Source organism: Pseudovibrio sp. Ad37 (genome assembly GCF_001623075.1).
Lineage (GTDB): Bacteria > Pseudomonadota > Alphaproteobacteria > Rhizobiales > Stappiaceae > Pseudovibrio.
Genome location: NZ_LMCF01000215.1, coordinates 63,551 through 78,296 on the forward strand (window position 1 = coordinate 63,551; position 14,746 = coordinate 78,296).

Genomic DNA, 14,746 nt, shown 5'->3' on the forward strand with positions numbered 1-14,746 from the left:
TTGCTAATGACGAAAGCCACAACTAGTCTCTCCGAAATTGTATCATGCATATTTCGGAGAATACCGTGCCACATATTGGAATTGACCTAGGCACCACTAACTCACTTATTTCCGTCTTTGAAAATGGTGAGCCACACCTCATTAAAAACAGCGTTGGTACCTACCTGACACCATCCATTGTTAGCTTAGAAAAAGACACACTCCTGACTGGTGATTTGGCCAAGGCTCGCATGGTCACACATCCTCTGGAAACAGCAGCTGTTTTCAAACGCACTATGGGAGCTGACAAAGCCTATAAACTAGGAAAAAAACAGTTTACTGCTGTTGAACTCTCAGCTGCTGTTCTGCGCAGCCTTAAGGAAGATGCACAGAACGAATTGAAGGCGGAAATCTCTGATGTTGTCATTTCCGTACCAGCCTATTTCAACGAACTTCAGAGAAAAGCTGTCCGATCTGCTGCAAAAATGGCCGGACTGAATCCAGAACGTTTGATCAATGAACCGACCGCTGCAGCCCTCGCCTACGGTTTCCAGTCCCTTGAGGAGGAAAGCTCTTTTTTGGTCTTTGACCTTGGTGGAGGGACCTTCGACGTTTCCATTATGGAAGTCTTTGAAGGGGTGATGGAAGTAAAAGCCACGTCTGGTGATGCTTACCTCGGCGGAGAGGATTTCACAGCAGCGCTTATCAGCGACCTCACCACTAAGCTCTCACCAAAACAGCAGAAGAAACCCAACCTGGAAGCACTAACCAAGCTTGCCGAGCAGGTTAAGCACGGGCTGAGCGAAAAAGACAGCGTTCACATTAATCTGGACACGCCGAACCTCACACTGGATCACCACATATCTCGGAAAGATTTCGAAGAGCTTGCAACCAAACTCACAACACGTTTGCGCAGACCTATTGATCGCGCCATGTATGACTCAGGGCTGAGCGCAGACGAGCTGGAAAAAGTCATTCTGGTGGGCGGTGCCACCAGAATGCCACTGATCCGCAGCTTAGTCGCAAAACACCTACGCCAGTTCCCTGAAAGTCACATAGATCCAGACCACGCTGTTGCATTGGGCGCTGCTGTCCAAGCAGGCCTAATCGGGAAAAATGAAGCACTCAAAGATGTCGTCATGACCGACGTCAGCGCCTTTACTCTTGGAATTGAGACCAGCAGAGAATTTGGCAACAACCATCGAGCCGGCTACTATCTACCTTTAATCGAGCGTAACAGCGTCGTTCCAGTTTCCAGAGAAGAGACAATTTACCCTGTACACCCACAGCAAACCAAGCTGGAAATCCGTGTTTTTCAGGGAGAAGCCCCGGACGTTGCCTCTAATATTTTCCTAGGCAAACTGGAAGTTGAATTGCCAAGACAAGTAGATCAGGACCTGAACCCGGCAACTGTGCGCTTCACCTATGATGTCTCCGGTTTACTAGAAGTGGATGTCACCACTCATGCAGATGATAAGAGCCATAGCCTCCTCATAAAAAACCTTGCTGGAGAAATGTCAGATAAAGAGATATCAGATCGGCTCACGCAGCTGGAAAAACTTAAAGTGCATCCGAGAGAAGATGCACACAATGTACTGCTTCGCGCCCGTATTGAGCAATGCTACGCCATGGCGCGATTGGGGGATCGTGAGCAAATTGGTGAAATGCTCCATGCTTTTGATACGATTTTGACAACGCAAAACATCTCCGAAATCTCAAAACTCTCAGAGCAAATCAGTGAGCATCTCAATATGTTTGAGGCATCCTATGTACAGTGAGGACGAGAACTGGCCCTATTCCGTCCTTGGCTTGGATCAGGCTCCTGATGACTTGAAGTCGATCAAACGTGCTTACGCGCACAAACTAAAGACCATAGACCAGTCCACTCAAGCGGAGGATTTTCAAAACCTCCGAACTGCTTTTGATGCGGCAAAACAGTTTCTGACCTACAACCTTGCCGCCAAGGCCGATGAAGCAAATGAAACAAACGGTCAACGAACTGATGCAGGAAATGTAGCCCCCTTCCTGCCACTCGACCACAAATCAGATCAACCAAGCACAACTGCTCTTGTTGAGCAGTTGCAGGATGCGCCCTCTCCATCTGCACCAACGCCTCCTCTTGAACTGAACACCCTTGAAGAACTCCCTGTTGCTGGCAACAAGTTTCTTTTAGACGATGCGAAATGCATTGCCCCCAAAACTCTTTTGGACCTTGAGGAGAAAATACTCAAACTCCCCAGAGACAAAAACGGCGTTGCCTTCCTTCTGGACCTGCTTAACTCTGCGATTATGGAAGATCCGCAAGCACGGCCAAGAGTAGAGGCTGCAATCTACGCCTACATGCAAAAGTGTTTGACCGTTGATGCAGAGGATCACCCCAAATTTCGCCTGTTCATCAATGACGAAATTCTGGAAGCCATCGAATTACAGTTCAACTGGCAGAGCGACATCCTCTCCTTGCAAAGGAAGTTCTGGGATGCCGGAGACCTCGTCGCCGCATTGGTCTACAAGTCAACACTTTATCAGGAGGAGGCAGAGGACGAGAATGAAACACAGTTTGAACTGGACCCTGTCGGCAAAGCAGTAACAAAACTCGCCCTCATTCCATTTCTGGTTATGGTCCTCAGTAAATTCACACCAACCGGCTCTGCCATAACAGATGCACTAGACAGCTTATTTGCATACAGCTCGAAAATAGTCGCAGCTATCGCAGTCCTATACCTCACTTATCGGGTGACTCTGCTGGGTTGGAATGTCGTCAAAAACATTCTCAAATACGTCATGCCATCCATGTTTCCCCAAAAGAGCTGGAGCGACATTTTCTCCTATCAAACCTTAGGCTTATTTCAGATTTATTTACTTTCAATCTACCTAGCTTTGCCCGAAGGAATGGATGCAAAAAAACATGCCTTCAGCGGCATGATTCTTCTCCTCATTTTCATGGTCGGGTTTTCCATCTTTTGGCTGATACTCAGCCTAGTCTTGAACAAAGGGAAAGCTCTTTATCACTTCGCCAGAAGTTTCTTCAAATCATGACAGTATTTAGAACCCTGCTATCCGAACTTGATCTGCATGAGTTTCCAGAAAACAAGAAGGCGCTCAAGCGGGCCTATGCTCGAAAGTTAAAGAGCATAGATCAGGCAGAGGACCCCGCTGCCTTCCAACGTATGAGAGAAGCCTACGAGAAGCTCGGATCGCATCTTCAATCTGCGAATGGGTATCAACCTGCCCCTCTACCGAATGCTCTGCCACAAGAGGAAAGAGCTTCACCGCCTCCAGCAAGTACCCTAAACGACAGCGAACTTGGATATACAACTGAGCAAATTCTAACTCTTCCTGAATCCAATAGCCTTGAGCAAGAAAGCGTAGGCTTTGACAAGCCAAACAGAGAATTTGTCGACGAGCAGCTTCAACTCATACGCAACCTTGAAGGTGAGCCGGCTGATTTAGATGAGATACAGGAAATACTAGGGCTGGAAGAAATGACGGCGCCTGTCATATGGAGGGAACTGGAACAAACCGTCTTTGACTATTTGGCACGTTCACTGATACATGGCGAAACTGGTCGGCATTATTTCAAGCCCTACATCACGGATGCATTTCTGGATCAGCTTGATCTCCTCTTCGGCTGGCAATCAGATTTCAAAACCTTGGCATTGTTGCGGGGGGATCAGGGCGCAGTCGCTCAGGCTCTTCACACCAACTCATACATTAGGCAGCTTAAACAGAAATTTTGGTGGAGGCGACCAGAGAACATACTCTCCATAACTCTTTTTGCCTTCTGCTACTCAATTCTCATACTCACATTGCCAGATCTTTGGTGGAAGAACAACGCAACACAAAGCCTGTCAAAAGCAGGTTTGTTACTGTTGGTCCCCTATACGATCTTCGTCTATATACAGACCCTTTGGCCATTGTGCCGGTGGCTTCTCAATCAGATTAAAGAGCAAACGCTCCACCACTTCAAACTGCAAGATCTGGGGCGTTTTAAGAATAGAAAAACCATCATTCGGCTTGTTCTTTTGTGCGGAATGACCATAGCAACTGTGCCCGATAACTGGCAAAGAGACCATACAATATTATGGCTCGGCACTACAGCTCTCTTGCTGCCGTTTAAATCAGCCAGGTACAAAGCGTCGCTCAAAACATTTTACGAACAGAACTGAAAGCCTGCAGTCTTTCAGCCAACAAAAAAGCGCCGGGCATTTCTGCTGCGGCGCTTTTCAATTTCTTCGAACTGCTCTCTGATCAGCTCACACGGGCAATACAGAAGTCGACGGCTTCTTTCAGCGCCTGCTTGGCAGGGCCGTCTGGCAGGCTGGCCAGAGCTTCAATTGCAGAGGCGCCGTAGTCGCGTGCACGCTGTACTGTGTCAGCCAGAGCGCCAGTGTCGTTCAGCAGCTTGATGGCATGATCCAGATCGCCGTCTTTGATGTCTCCATCTTCCAGACAACGTTTCCAGAACGCCTTGTCCTCATCGCTGCCACGCTCCATCGCGTAGATGACAGGCAGTGTGATCTTGCCTTCGTGGAAGTCGTCACCAACGTCCTTGCCAAGATCAACAGTCGCTCCGCCATAATCCAGCGCATCATCAACAAGCTGGAAGGCATAACCAAGCTCAAGGCCGAACTTGCGCGCCGCAGCACGCATCTCGTCACCTTTATCGGCAATCTCCGGGCTCACTTCGCACGCAGCTGCAAACAGAGCAGCTGTTTTAGCCTCAATCACCCGCAGGTACATCTCAAAGGTCGTGGTGGTATCCTGAGCGGCGCCCAGCTGAAGCACTTCACCTTCAGCAATGATCGCGGAGGCCTCAGACAGAATGCGCAGCGCTTCCAAAGAGTGCACATCAACCATCATCTTGAAAGCCTGACCAAGCAGATAGTCACCCACCAGCACGCTGGCCTGGTTGCCCCAAAGCTTGCGAGCAGCCAACTTACCGCGGCGCATATCGCTTTCATCGACAACATCATCATGCAGCAGAGTTGCCGTATGCATAAACTCTACAGATGCTGCAAGGATGACATGTCCCTCGCCTTCGTAGCCAAACATCTGTGCAAACGCCAGTGTCAGCATCGGGCGCAAACGCTTCCCACCTGAATCGATCAGATGGCGCGCAATTTCCGGGATCAGCTCAACATTAGAACCGGCTTTGGAGAGGATCAGCTCGTTCACCTTCTCCATGTCACCTGAAACGAGCTCTACGAGCCCCTGAATTCCAGCTGGTTTGGCTGTCTGAGATTGAAGACCAACAACGCCCACGGGATACCTCTATTTTGATTCCAACGGGACAATAGGTTGGTAGATAGTCTCGGGCAAGCTTTAGTAAGAATTTGCTGCCAATAAAGTAGTGTCGAAGGGATAATTTACCAATCACAATTAGTTTTTTTCACAATACCAACCCTAACCTGCATACTTTCTGGCAAAATAGGCAACTCTCTTCAAGAGGACATCATCGTGGAAGAACTCATCAGAACAACAGATCCCGTCCTCATCTCGCATCTTGAAGCCCTGCTGGGAGATGCCGAGATCATCTACTTTGTCGCTGACACCAACATGAGCATACTGGACGGCTCCCTTGGCTTTTTGCCGCGCCGGATCATGGTGGAAGCGGACCGTATGGATGAAGCTTGTCAACTTATGCGCGATGCCGACCTGGGGCACTACCTAAAAGACGCATGAAAACTTCTCTTTAGATAAACAATAGGGATTGCATGAAAACCGGCAGCCTGTATTAGTGCGTTATTGCGACTTTTCTTGATCCGGCGCCGCCATGACCAACCCTGAAACACCTCAATCTCAGCAGCAAACCACCAGGGACAAGTTCCTCGGCGGCAAAGTCATGGTTGAGCAACCTGCAAAAGGCCGTCATAGAGCCGGGCTTGATGCCGTCTATCTGGCCGCATCCCTTCCGCAAAGCACCACAGGCACGCTTTACGATCTGGGCACCGGCGTCGGCACTGCAGCTTTTTGCGCCGCCCACCGCCTGCCAAACATCAAAGCCGTCGGCGTGGAGGTTGACCCCGTCACCGCAGCACTGGCCCGCAAAGGCCTGTCCCTGCCGGAAAACGGAAGTTTTGCTGAACGCGTCTCCATTCTGGAATCCAACCTCACCGCAAAGGGCAGCATTCGCCACCAAAGCGGCCTTGGGTCTTCCATCGCGGATCATGTAATCATGAACCCGCCTTACTACGACAGCGCCCGCTTTCGCGTCACCCCAAAGTCAGACCGTGCGCCAGCCCACGCGCTGGATGAACGCGGCATTGAGCCTTGGATCAAAACCGCGAAAGATTTACTTAAGGACGGCGGAACGCTCTCCATCATCTTCAGAGCAGATGGTCTGCAGGACCTGCTTGACCCCATGCAACGCCGTTTCGGTGCCATCGATATCATCCCGATCCGCCCAACAGCCGACGCACCAGCCACCCGCATCATTGTCCGCGCAGTGGCCGCCAGCAAAGCCCCGCTCCAGATCCTGCCGGGCTTCACCCTGCATGAAGAAGCAGGCGGCACCTTCACCCGGCAAGCCACCACCGTCATGCGCGACGGCATGGGCCTTGGCCTCACAAACCGTTGAGCAACACGGCTAACCTGCCGATAACAATCCGCTTTCAATATACGTTTTTCTCCCTATTATGATCGCAAGGCGCAAATCAAAGCGCAGCAGATGATAGGGCGGGAGCGGACTATTTATGAGCAGCAAGGTTGATCTACCAAACTCCATTGAAGAAACCCTCACGCTCTTAAGTTCTGGCGGGTATCTGGCAGATCGCGCACTCGCAACCGTGCTGCACCTGTCCCTGCGCATGAAACGCCCCCTCTTCCTCGAAGGCGAGGCAGGCGTCGGCAAAACCGAGATCGCCAAAGTCCTCTCAACCACGCTCAACCGCCCGCTGGTCCGCTTGCAGTGTTATGAAGGGCTGGACGTGTCCTCCGCTGTCTACGAATGGAACTATGCCGCCCAGATGGTCGAAATCCGCATGGCGGAAGCCTCCGGCAGCGTGAACCGTGAGAACCTCAACACAGCGCTCTACAGCCCTCGCTTCCTGATCAAACGTCCTGTCCTACAGGCATTGGAGACCACAGAGTTTGGTGCGCCTATCTTCCTGATCGATGAACTGGACCGCACCGACGAAGCCTTTGAGGCCTTCCTGCTGGAAGTGCTGGCAGACAGTCAGGTGACGATCCCGGAGCTGGGCACCATCACCTCTGATGAACCACCGATCACCATCATCACCACCAACCGCACCCGCGAGATTCATGATGCTCTGAAGCGCCGCTGTCTCTACCACTGGGTGGATTACCCGACAGCCGAGCGCGAGCTGCAGATCGTGCAGACCAAACTGCCAACAGCTGCCGCAGCTCTCTCTGCTCAGGTCGTCGCTTTCGTGCAAAAGCTGCGAGAGGATGACGCCCTCTTCAAAAAGCCAGGCGTTGCCGAAACGCTGGACTGGGCCACCGCCCTCACAGAACTGCAAGAGGTCGCGCTTGATCCGGAAATGGTGTCAGACACACTCGGCGTCCTGCTTAAGTATCAGGAGGACATCGACCGCATCAAAGGCTCCAGAACCCGTGCGATCCTCGATGAAATCCGCATGGAAGCCAACTCACAGGCCACCATTGCTGGCAGCATGCCTGCCCCAACAGCATAGCCTTGCCTGATGCAGGACACCCTCGCCCCCGCACCATCTCCGCGCCCACCACACGGGCGCATCACCGAAAACATTGTCCACTTTGCCAGAACCCTGCGCAAAGCGGGCCTGCCTGCTGGTCCGTCTTCTGTGGTGGATGCAGTGAGCGCAGTCACCATCAACGGCATTGAGAACAAGCAGGACCTCTATTGGACCCTCCATTCCGTCTTCGTCCACAAACGCGACCAGCAACCGGTCTTCGACGAAGCCTTCCGCCTTTACTGGCAAAGCAAAGGCCTCGTAGAAAAGATGCTGGCGCTGTTGTCTCCGGTCGCGCCTGCCGGACAACGCGAGCCTGAAAAGCCACGCGCTGCACAATCCCGCGTCGCCAATGCCTTTGAGGCCAACAAGCAGCGCGAGGCCAAAGAAACCAAACCACTGGTGGAGGTAGACGCCCGCTTTACCATCTCGGAGAAGGAAGTCCTGCAAAAGAAAGACTTCGCCCAGATGACAGCTGAGGAGATCGCGGAAGCACGCAGATCCCTCGCCCGCCTCACCATGCCAGCAGATCAGGTCCGTTCCCGTCGCTTCAAACCCGTCCATTCGCACACTCTGGGCAAACAGGTGGATGCCAGAAGAACCATGCGCGCCACGCTCAAGGCGGGTGGCTCCATCATCGATCTCAAGCACAAAGCGCCCGCGCAGGTTCATCCACCAGTGGTCGCCCTCTGCGATATCTCGGGCAGTATGAGCCAGTATTCACGCATCATGCTGCACTTCCTGCATGCCCTGTCAGAAAAGCGCAAAACCCACACCTTCCTGTTTGGCACACGGCTAACCAACATCACCCGCGCCCTGCGTATGAAAGACCCTGATGAGGCCCTCGCCGCCTGTACGGATGAAGTGGAAGACTGGTCCGGCGGCACCCGCATTGCCAGCTCGCTGCAAACCTTCAACCGCACCTGGCTGAGACGTGTCTGCCACGGCGGACCAATCGTCCTACTCATCACGGATGGGCTGGAACGGGAAACTTACGATGAATTGTCCGTTGAGATGGACCGTCTCCACAGATCTTGCAGACGGCTCATCTGGCTCAATCCGCTACTGCGCTACGACAAGTTTGAGGCCAAAGCACGCGGAATTCAGGCAATACTGCCGCATACCGATGAGTTTCGGGCAATCCATTCCATGGATGCAGTCAAAGATCTTTGCCTCGCCTTGAATGACAAGCGCATAAATAGTTCATATGATGCCACCAAGAGATTCCTCTAGCGCACATTCCCGGCAAACCTTCGGCTCGCCTGCGTGAGACCACGCAGAAAGCCCAACCTTTCTGTCAGATCCGATGACATTCAAAGTACTTCTGCACATTGTAAAAACAGTATCAGCAATCTACGCCAAACGGTTCAACATCAACCGTGATGAGATCTGGTATCTTGCGAAACTTCAGGAAGAGCTCGGAGAGCTGACGGCAGCCCATTTGAAGGCCACCCGCCGCGGACGTTCCGGTTCAGCAACTCCAAAAGAACTGCATATGCAAAAGGAAGATGAAGCCGCAGACCTGCTGGCCCACCTTCTGCTTTATGCAGACCGCAATGATCTCGATCTGGAAAAAGCAATCCGCCGCAAATGGATGGCCCACCTTCCAGCCGAAATCATGGACAAGCACGTCTGATGCACCCACCTATCAGACGTCACAGAACGATGTTATCTCCTTCAATGCCTTTCAAACTCACCATGAAAGGCAATGGCTTCACGCATATTGAGCAATGCCGTTACCAACATGCCTGAGCCATTCAGGTCATGGCTGGGTTGGGCGTCGCAGCTCTTGCCTGTGAATGTTGCCAATTGGTGCTGTTGACGTTGGAGAGAAGTTCAGTCTGCCCGATTTTCCTGCATTACCAATCATGTTGCATACAAGAGTTCGAAGCGGTAAATCCGAAGAAGCGATCGCTGTACTCTCCGCAGCTTTCAGAAGCGCGGTGCCGAACTAATGCAGGATGAAAATAAGTATCATCCAGAAGCTTTAGCGAGGAAATCCAGCAAGCTCAGCGCAGAACCTGCATTCACGGCGCCTAGGTCAGCAGTTTATCTTCCAGGTTGACGTGTTCAAAATCCGTCTGGGAAAGCCGCTTTTCCCTTAAAAGGTGTTGTATGACATAGGCAACCGAGAGAGCATCATCCAAAGCGTCGTGCCCTCTTAATGGAAGATGCTCCACCTCAAAGTAATCTGCCAAGTCGTTGCTGCGCGTCCATTCAATATCCTCATAAGGCATTCCTGCAGCGAGCATGAGCTTACAGGCGTTATCGAACTGATCTGCAGGTATGGACGGATTGATACCTGCGATATAACAACTAATCGCCATCATATTCAGTTCGTCTTTCCCCCATGACCAAAGTTTAGCACCTGCAGCAAACACGCGGAGCTGTTCGTTGGCCTCCTGCAGTGAGACACCCACGCTATCAATTGTTTGCTGCTCAATACCCGTCAGCTTTGTGAAGAATGGATCGAGGGTATATCTGTTGCCAAACCGATCAACTGGATTGACGTAGACTTTGAATGTATCGACAATTTCAAAACTATCACTGAGCGAAATTTTGGCGGCACCAATCTGAGCGATAAACGGATCAGGGTCATATGGACCGCACCAAAATCTCCTCGGAGCATTTTTAACGACAAGGAACTCACAGTCAAAGACGATCGCCATTTTCATAAACGCCTCCACTACAGTAATTCTGACAGGTTTGCTGCAACAGGATAGTAACTACTTCTGATCCTAGAGACGACCTGAAAGAAGAAGAACCTAAAGCCGAAACCTCAACACCACAGCGTGCCAGCACCATAGCCGACACTCGCTCATCTACCGCGCAATAGTGATTGGTTTGCTGTTGCTTGCCAGTTGGCCTTCCCAGCGGTTCCATTCTGTCATGCGCATACTCCCTTTGGCACGGGAGAAGTTGTCAAACAAAACAAACTCCTGCCCTTTCATGCGCCAGTTAGAGACAAAACAGATCCCCATCCATGCAGTGATTGAACTTGGCAGAGTAGCCATCATCCTTAGGTTCTGTGCCGAGTGTCAGCTCACAGACACGCTCATCAGAGTTGAGATAAACAGTCCAGCCGCCAACCATGTCCTTCACCTGCACCACCGGCTTTGAACTGCGTTGCTCTTGTTTTCCAAGAACAGCTGCTGCAGCCACACCAGCCAAAAAGGCAGTCGCAGTACCCGGATCAACCGTTGCCTGAGCTGAGCTGCTTGTTGTCTTTGTAACAACAGTGCCATCTACCTTGCTGTAGGTTTTGCTCTGCGAAGCCTGATCCTGCGCAACAACACTCTGGTTGGAGGCAGCATTGGCGGGCGGTTGCGCAGCAGGCACAGGCGCGCTGTAAGGTTCAGCACCTCCACCAGCACTTTGACAGCCAGCAAGCGCCAGCAAACTTGCGATAACGACAAACCTCTTCATTTCATTCCCCCCAAAGAATACGTCCAACCTTTCCGTGTTCTGCTGTCTTGTCAGTCTCCCAAACGAACAAGATCAAGCGCAGGGTCCCCACCTTCTCGCGCTTCACGCCAATTGCCACCTTCGCTTTCATGAAAAGACGCAATCACTTTACTTCTGTGATCAAACAGAAGCAGGGCATCTTGTCTCATGTTCCACGACCATACATTTGGCTCACCAGAACACACGGAACTTGCTGCATAATTTCCACCAAACTGCGTTGTCTTCAGCTGCAGTGCGCACGGTGTTTGCCCCTCACCGCGCATGACAGACCATTTGCCCGCAAGCGCCGTAATAGCTGCCAGTTTTTCAGTTGTCTTCTGAGTGCTCGCAACAGTCAGGTTTGCATTAGATTTTTTAACCGCCAGCTCAGCCAGATCAGCAGGGTCGCCCACATAAGTCGGCACGCAGCCAGCCACTGCAAAACCTATTGAAATGATGAAGGTTTTGAACTGCATGAATACCCCTGATCATGCACAGACAAGCACTCAAACGCCCCACACCTGCTGCCTGCACCTGTTCCGTCAACTCTCCTATTATAGAAAAATTGAATTAAATTTATAATTTAACCTAGTAAATCCGAGGGTGATTTGAACAGGGTAAACTCTGAAGTATTCACTATTAAAGTGAGTTCCTCATACGCATCACAGCAGACAACACTATGAATACATAATGCATTTCAGATAATTACAAAGAGAACGAGCCACTATACTGCAAACGCGGGATCACCCTTCTTGGACAGGACGACAAAAGGAACCAGATTTCTGGATTGCCTCAAGAGGGACCAGATTCAGCATGTACTGGTCAGCTTCTACACCTGAATGACCAAGTGCAACAAATTGGTAGACACCATCCAGCCAGCAGCCATCCTCCACAAACTCAGGCAGCTCATAAAAATCCAGGGAGCGCACATCATCCTGCGGGCCATTGTCATCAACCAACCATTCAATAACCAGTGGTGTAGGCTGCCCGGTACTGTTCTTGATCTGGGTAAGCTCTTCACGCAAAGCTGAACAATACTGTTCATCCAGATTGCCCAGCTTCACTCTGAGATGCCCCATCAGACCATGATAGGCAGGCGGCGGAGCAGTAACGGTGTAAGCAAACGGCCTCGCCTCCTCGCCTGCTGGCACATCAACAGGCATTGCAGTCACCTCCCAACGCGGAACAGGTGTTTTGCCATCCCCTGCCTTGCAAAGCGGTAGATCAACCTGTTGGGCCGCCTCTACGGAGCCAACCCCAAAAACTGAAAAGACAATCACACATACCCATGATCTCATATGGTCCTAGTTCCCTAATGGTGTCGCAAATTCAGAAAGCTGTAGCGCCCAAAGCGCCGTTAAACGGTTGTAGCATTCCATGCCCAGAACCGGAGCAAGTGTTCCCTTCGGGTTCATGGCATACGGAATGTTGCAGGTGTTGTTGCGAAAGGCCTTCCAGTTCCGACCAGCTTCAACAAGCATGGTCTTCGTGGGCTTGTTCTCATTCCGCCTCAACTCCTTCTCAGAATTCAAAATCATCTTTTCCCAAAGGGCTGTTTCGCGCGAGTAGCATTCTCGCATACCCATGCTGGTCTGGTCTTGCAACTTCATGGCGCAAGTTTCAAAGACCTTTCCAATGCACTGAACTCTGTCGTTGAACACAAGCCCCCCTTTTCGCAGGCACTCATGAAACGCCTTTATTTCTTCAGGTCGCGGCGTGTTAGACCCCTGCGCGGCAGCTGCGCCGGAAGAACAAAGAAATGCAATCAACACCAAACATCGAATGATCATCGGGCACCTACAATAAAGAAGGCGCAAGTGTACGTGTGGAACCTTAAGCCCGACGTAGCCAAAACGGTATTTTGAGGATGGAACACATTCAACCTTAATAGGGCTCTTCCAACCTCCCTAAACTCCAACAAAAAAGGGTCCCGGAGCATCGCCCCGGAACCCTCACAAAACCTGAATGAACTCAGGCTTTAAATCTTAGCGGTAACCGTAGGAACCGTCTTTCCACTCGTACCAAACGTAACCTGGCAGAGACACATCGCCCTTCTCGTTGAAGGACAGCTCACCAAGAACGGTGTCGAACTTGCCAGCGTTCAGCTTCTCTACAACTGCGTCGTAGTCGGTAGAACCAGCTTCAGCCGCAGCTTTCGCCCATGTCTGGATCGCAGCATAGGTGTAAAGTGCGTAACCTTCAGTGGTTTTACCAGCAGCTTCAAGAGCAGCCACAACAGCAGCAGCTTCAGCGTTGTTACGTGGGTCCGGTGGGAAGGTCATCAAAGTGCCTGCACCAGCAGGGCCAGTGATGGACCAATACTCATCAGTCACAAGAGCATCACCGGAAACCAGAATGGTGTCCATGCCCTGATCAACCATCTGACGCTTCATCAGACCAGCTTCAGTGTGGTAACCACCAACGTAAAGAACGTCGACTTTTTCAGACTTCAGCTTTGAAACCAGCGCGGTGTAATCTTTTTCACCAGCGGTATAAGCTTCATAAAGCGCTTCCTGCTTACCAGCAGCGTTCATCACAGCCTTAGTCGCGTCAGCAAGACCTTTACCGTAAGCAGTCTTGTCGTGGATCACAGCAATGTTCTGATCGCCGAACTCAGTCGCAAGCGTAGTACCGGCAACCCTGCCCTGCTGGTCATCACGACCACACACACGGTAAGTACCAGGTCCTGGACGCTCGTCAGTGTACTTCGGGTTGGTGGATGCCGGAGTGATCTGGATGATACCCTCTTCAGCATAAACCTGAGAAGCTGGGATGGAAGAACCGGAGCAGAAGTGACCAGCCATGAAGGCTACGTTTTTACCAACCATCTGGTTAGCAACAGCAACAGCCTGCTTAGGGTCACATGCATCATCGCCAACTTCCAAAACAAGCATCTCGCCGTTCACACCGCCAGCAGCGTTGATGTCAGCAACAGCCTGTTCAGCACCAGCTTTCATCTGCGCACCAAACGATGCGTACTGACCAGTCATTGGGCCTGCAGTAGCAATAGTGATGTCAGCCATAGCCGCGCCAGACATTGCCATAGCAGCAACACCGGCAACGCTTGCCAAAAGATACTTTTTCATAAAAAACTCCCCGAGTCAGGTGCATTTTCTCAATTAAAATTGAGCGGGAAACATCACTATCTCCCACCAGAGCAGGCAAACCCCTCGCCTGCTCAATGCTTCCGACAATGAGACCTCTCCGTACTCATCATCTGGATGCCTAGCCAGTCACCAGTGTGACCCAGAACTGACCGAATGCGCAACAATTATCTAAGTAATTTTGCGAATTAGTAATTATCTTGCTGGCCCGGTTTCAGCTTCCAGCCAAATGGGCCTGTTTTGTCGTAAAGCCAGCTGTACTGCGTCACCATCTGTTTGGTGCGTGTCATGCGATAACTCGCCAGCGCAATGCCGAGGAGAATGGCGTAATCCACGAGCCAGTACTGAATGGAAAGCAAAGGCTCTTCAAACAGCGCAAACGACAAGAATCGCATAGCCAATGACAACAGGAAGATGAACCAGAACAGGATCGGCAACGGCCGCCACGTGGTCGCAATAGAGCGCCCCGTCGCAGCAGCTGCCAGACCGCCAAGAACAACAACCAGCATGATAAAGGCAGGCATCGAGCTGCCATAAAAAATACCCATC

General features: G+C 51.4%; 16 protein-coding genes. 8 read left to right on the plus strand and 8 right to left on the minus strand.

Going from position 1 to position 14,746, the window contains the following annotated elements; translation table 11 throughout:
• Positions 1-65 precede the first annotated feature (65 nt).
• Genes PsAD37_RS22525 through PsAD37_RS22535 form a run of 3 tightly spaced genes read left to right on the plus strand, consistent with a single transcriptional unit; the run spans position 66 to position 4,145 of the window.
• A complete protein-coding gene (locus PsAD37_RS22525) occupies positions 66-1,757 on the plus strand; it encodes an Hsp70 family protein (protein ID WP_193778324.1) in 1,692 nt (563 codons plus the stop codon).
• Positions 1,747-3,015 carry a hypothetical protein gene (locus tag PsAD37_RS22530; RefSeq protein WP_063298004.1) on the plus strand — a complete coding sequence of 423 codons (1,269 nt, stop codon included), beginning with the start codon at positions 1,747-1,749 and terminating at the stop codon, positions 3,013-3,015. The genes PsAD37_RS22525 and PsAD37_RS22530 overlap by 11 nt, the downstream gene beginning before the upstream one ends.
• On the plus strand, positions 2,940-4,145 hold the full coding sequence (locus tag PsAD37_RS22535) for a hypothetical protein (RefSeq protein WP_153039848.1): 1,206 nt from the start codon (positions 2,940-2,942) through the stop codon (positions 4,143-4,145). Before PsAD37_RS22530 ends, PsAD37_RS22535 begins: the two co-directional genes overlap by 76 nt.
• An 82-nt stretch (positions 4,146-4,227) precedes the next feature.
• On the opposite strand, the gene PsAD37_RS22540 is transcribed toward PsAD37_RS22535, so the two are convergent.
• The gene (locus PsAD37_RS22540; protein ID WP_057462548.1) at positions 4,228-5,241 is read right to left on the minus strand and encodes a polyprenyl synthetase family protein; all 1,014 of its coding nucleotides are present in this window, start codon (positions 5,239-5,241) and stop codon (positions 4,228-4,230) included.
• A gap of 195 nt (positions 5,242-5,436) precedes the next feature.
• On the opposite strand from PsAD37_RS22540, the gene PsAD37_RS22545 reads away from it, so the two are divergent.
• The 5 genes from PsAD37_RS22545 (at position 5,437) to PsAD37_RS22565 (ending at position 9,285) form a co-directional block, all read left to right on the plus strand.
• Positions 5,437-5,661 (plus strand): DUF2007 domain-containing protein, encoded by a 225-nt coding sequence (locus tag PsAD37_RS22545; protein ID WP_057462549.1) that lies wholly within the window; start codon positions 5,437-5,439, stop codon positions 5,659-5,661.
• A gap of 91 nt (positions 5,662-5,752) precedes the next feature.
• The gene (locus PsAD37_RS22550) at positions 5,753-6,556 is read left to right on the plus strand and encodes a tRNA1(Val) (adenine(37)-N6)-methyltransferase (RefSeq protein ID WP_063298006.1); all 804 of its coding nucleotides are present in this window, start codon (positions 5,753-5,755) and stop codon (positions 6,554-6,556) included.
• A 115-nt stretch (positions 6,557-6,671) separates the two neighbouring features.
• The gene (locus tag PsAD37_RS22555; RefSeq protein ID WP_063298007.1) at positions 6,672-7,631 is read left to right on the plus strand and encodes a MoxR family ATPase; all 960 of its coding nucleotides are present in this window, start codon (positions 6,672-6,674) and stop codon (positions 7,629-7,631) included.
• Positions 7,632-7,640: 9 nt separating this feature from the next.
• Complete coding sequence (locus PsAD37_RS22560) at positions 7,641-8,882, plus strand: VWA domain-containing protein (RefSeq protein ID WP_063298008.1); 1,242 nt, start codon at positions 7,641-7,643, stop codon at positions 8,880-8,882.
• A gap of 73 nt (positions 8,883-8,955) precedes the next feature.
• Entirely contained in the window at positions 8,956-9,285 is a 330-nt protein-coding gene (locus PsAD37_RS22565) for a hypothetical protein (protein ID WP_063298009.1), read from the plus strand.
• 400 nt (positions 9,286-9,685) lie between these two features.
• On the opposite strand, the gene PsAD37_RS22570 is transcribed toward PsAD37_RS22565, so the two are convergent.
• The 7 genes from PsAD37_RS22570 to PsAD37_RS22600 form a co-directional block, all read right to left on the minus strand.
• On the minus strand, positions 9,686-10,324 hold the full coding sequence (locus tag PsAD37_RS22570; RefSeq protein ID WP_063298010.1) for a 3'-5' exonuclease: 639 nt from the start codon (positions 10,322-10,324) through the stop codon (positions 9,686-9,688).
• Between the two features lie 283 nt (positions 10,325-10,607).
• Positions 10,608-11,075, minus strand: a complete 468-nt coding sequence (locus tag PsAD37_RS22575) for an AprI/Inh family metalloprotease inhibitor (RefSeq protein WP_208992028.1) — start codon at positions 11,073-11,075, stop codon at positions 10,608-10,610.
• 50 nt (positions 11,076-11,125) lie between these two features.
• Positions 11,126-11,569, minus strand: a complete 444-nt coding sequence (locus PsAD37_RS22580) for an AprI/Inh family metalloprotease inhibitor (RefSeq protein ID WP_063298011.1) — start codon at positions 11,567-11,569, stop codon at positions 11,126-11,128.
• A 267-nt stretch (positions 11,570-11,836) separates the two neighbouring features.
• A complete protein-coding gene (locus tag PsAD37_RS22585) occupies positions 11,837-12,391 on the minus strand; it encodes a hypothetical protein (RefSeq protein WP_063298012.1) in 555 nt (184 codons plus the stop codon).
• A gap of 6 nt (positions 12,392-12,397) precedes the next feature.
• Entirely contained in the window at positions 12,398-12,703 is a 306-nt protein-coding gene (locus tag PsAD37_RS28960) for a lysozyme inhibitor LprI family protein (RefSeq protein WP_208981980.1), read from the minus strand.
• A 375-nt stretch (positions 12,704-13,078) separates the two neighbouring features.
• Positions 13,079-14,179 carry a branched-chain amino acid ABC transporter substrate-binding protein gene (locus PsAD37_RS22595; protein WP_063298013.1) on the minus strand — a complete coding sequence of 367 codons (1,101 nt, stop codon included), beginning with the start codon at positions 14,177-14,179 and terminating at the stop codon, positions 13,079-13,081.
• Positions 14,180-14,385: 206 nt separating this feature from the next.
• Positions 14,386-14,745: a DUF6867 family protein gene (locus PsAD37_RS22600; protein WP_063298014.1), complete on the minus strand. Its 360-nt coding sequence runs from the start codon at positions 14,743-14,745 to the stop codon at positions 14,386-14,388.
• Position 14,746 lies beyond the last annotated feature (1 nt).

What these genes read in the sequence shown, in the direction of transcription:
- PsAD37_RS22530 (WP_063298004.1), top strand. Translation starts at nt 1,747, where the DNA reads ATGTACAGTGAGGACGAGAACTGGCCCTATTCCGTCCTTGGCTTGGAT.
- PsAD37_RS22550 (WP_063298006.1), top strand. Translation starts at nt 5,753, where the DNA reads ATGACCAACCCTGAAACACCTCAATCTCAGCAGCAAACCACCAGGGAC.
- PsAD37_RS22555 (WP_063298007.1), top strand. Translation starts at nt 6,672, where the DNA reads ATGAGCAGCAAGGTTGATCTACCAAACTCCATTGAAGAAACCCTCACG.
- PsAD37_RS22560 (WP_063298008.1), top strand. Translation starts at nt 7,641, where the DNA reads ATGCAGGACACCCTCGCCCCCGCACCATCTCCGCGCCCACCACACGGG.
- PsAD37_RS22565 (WP_063298009.1), top strand. Translation starts at nt 8,956, where the DNA reads ATGACATTCAAAGTACTTCTGCACATTGTAAAAACAGTATCAGCAATC.
- PsAD37_RS22570 (WP_063298010.1), bottom strand. Translation starts at nt 10,324, where the DNA reads ATGAAAATGGCGATCGTCTTTGACTGTGAGTTCCTTGTCGTTAAAAAT.
- PsAD37_RS22575 (WP_208992028.1), bottom strand. Translation starts at nt 11,075, where the DNA reads ATGAAGAGGTTTGTCGTTATCGCAAGTTTGCTGGCGCTTGCTGGCTGT.
- PsAD37_RS22580 (WP_063298011.1), bottom strand. Translation starts at nt 11,569, where the DNA reads ATGCAGTTCAAAACCTTCATCATTTCAATAGGTTTTGCAGTGGCTGGC.
- PsAD37_RS22585 (WP_063298012.1), bottom strand. Translation starts at nt 12,391, where the DNA reads ATGAGATCATGGGTATGTGTGATTGTCTTTTCAGTTTTTGGGGTTGGC.
- PsAD37_RS28960 (WP_208981980.1), bottom strand. Translation starts at nt 12,703, where the DNA reads ATGAAGTTGCAAGACCAGACCAGCATGGGTATGCGAGAATGCTACTCG.
- PsAD37_RS22595 (WP_063298013.1), bottom strand. Translation starts at nt 14,179, where the DNA reads ATGAAAAAGTATCTTTTGGCAAGCGTTGCCGGTGTTGCTGCTATGGCA.
- PsAD37_RS22600 (WP_063298014.1), bottom strand. Translation starts at nt 14,745, where the DNA reads ATGGGTATTTTTTATGGCAGCTCGATGCCTGCCTTTATCATGCTGGTT.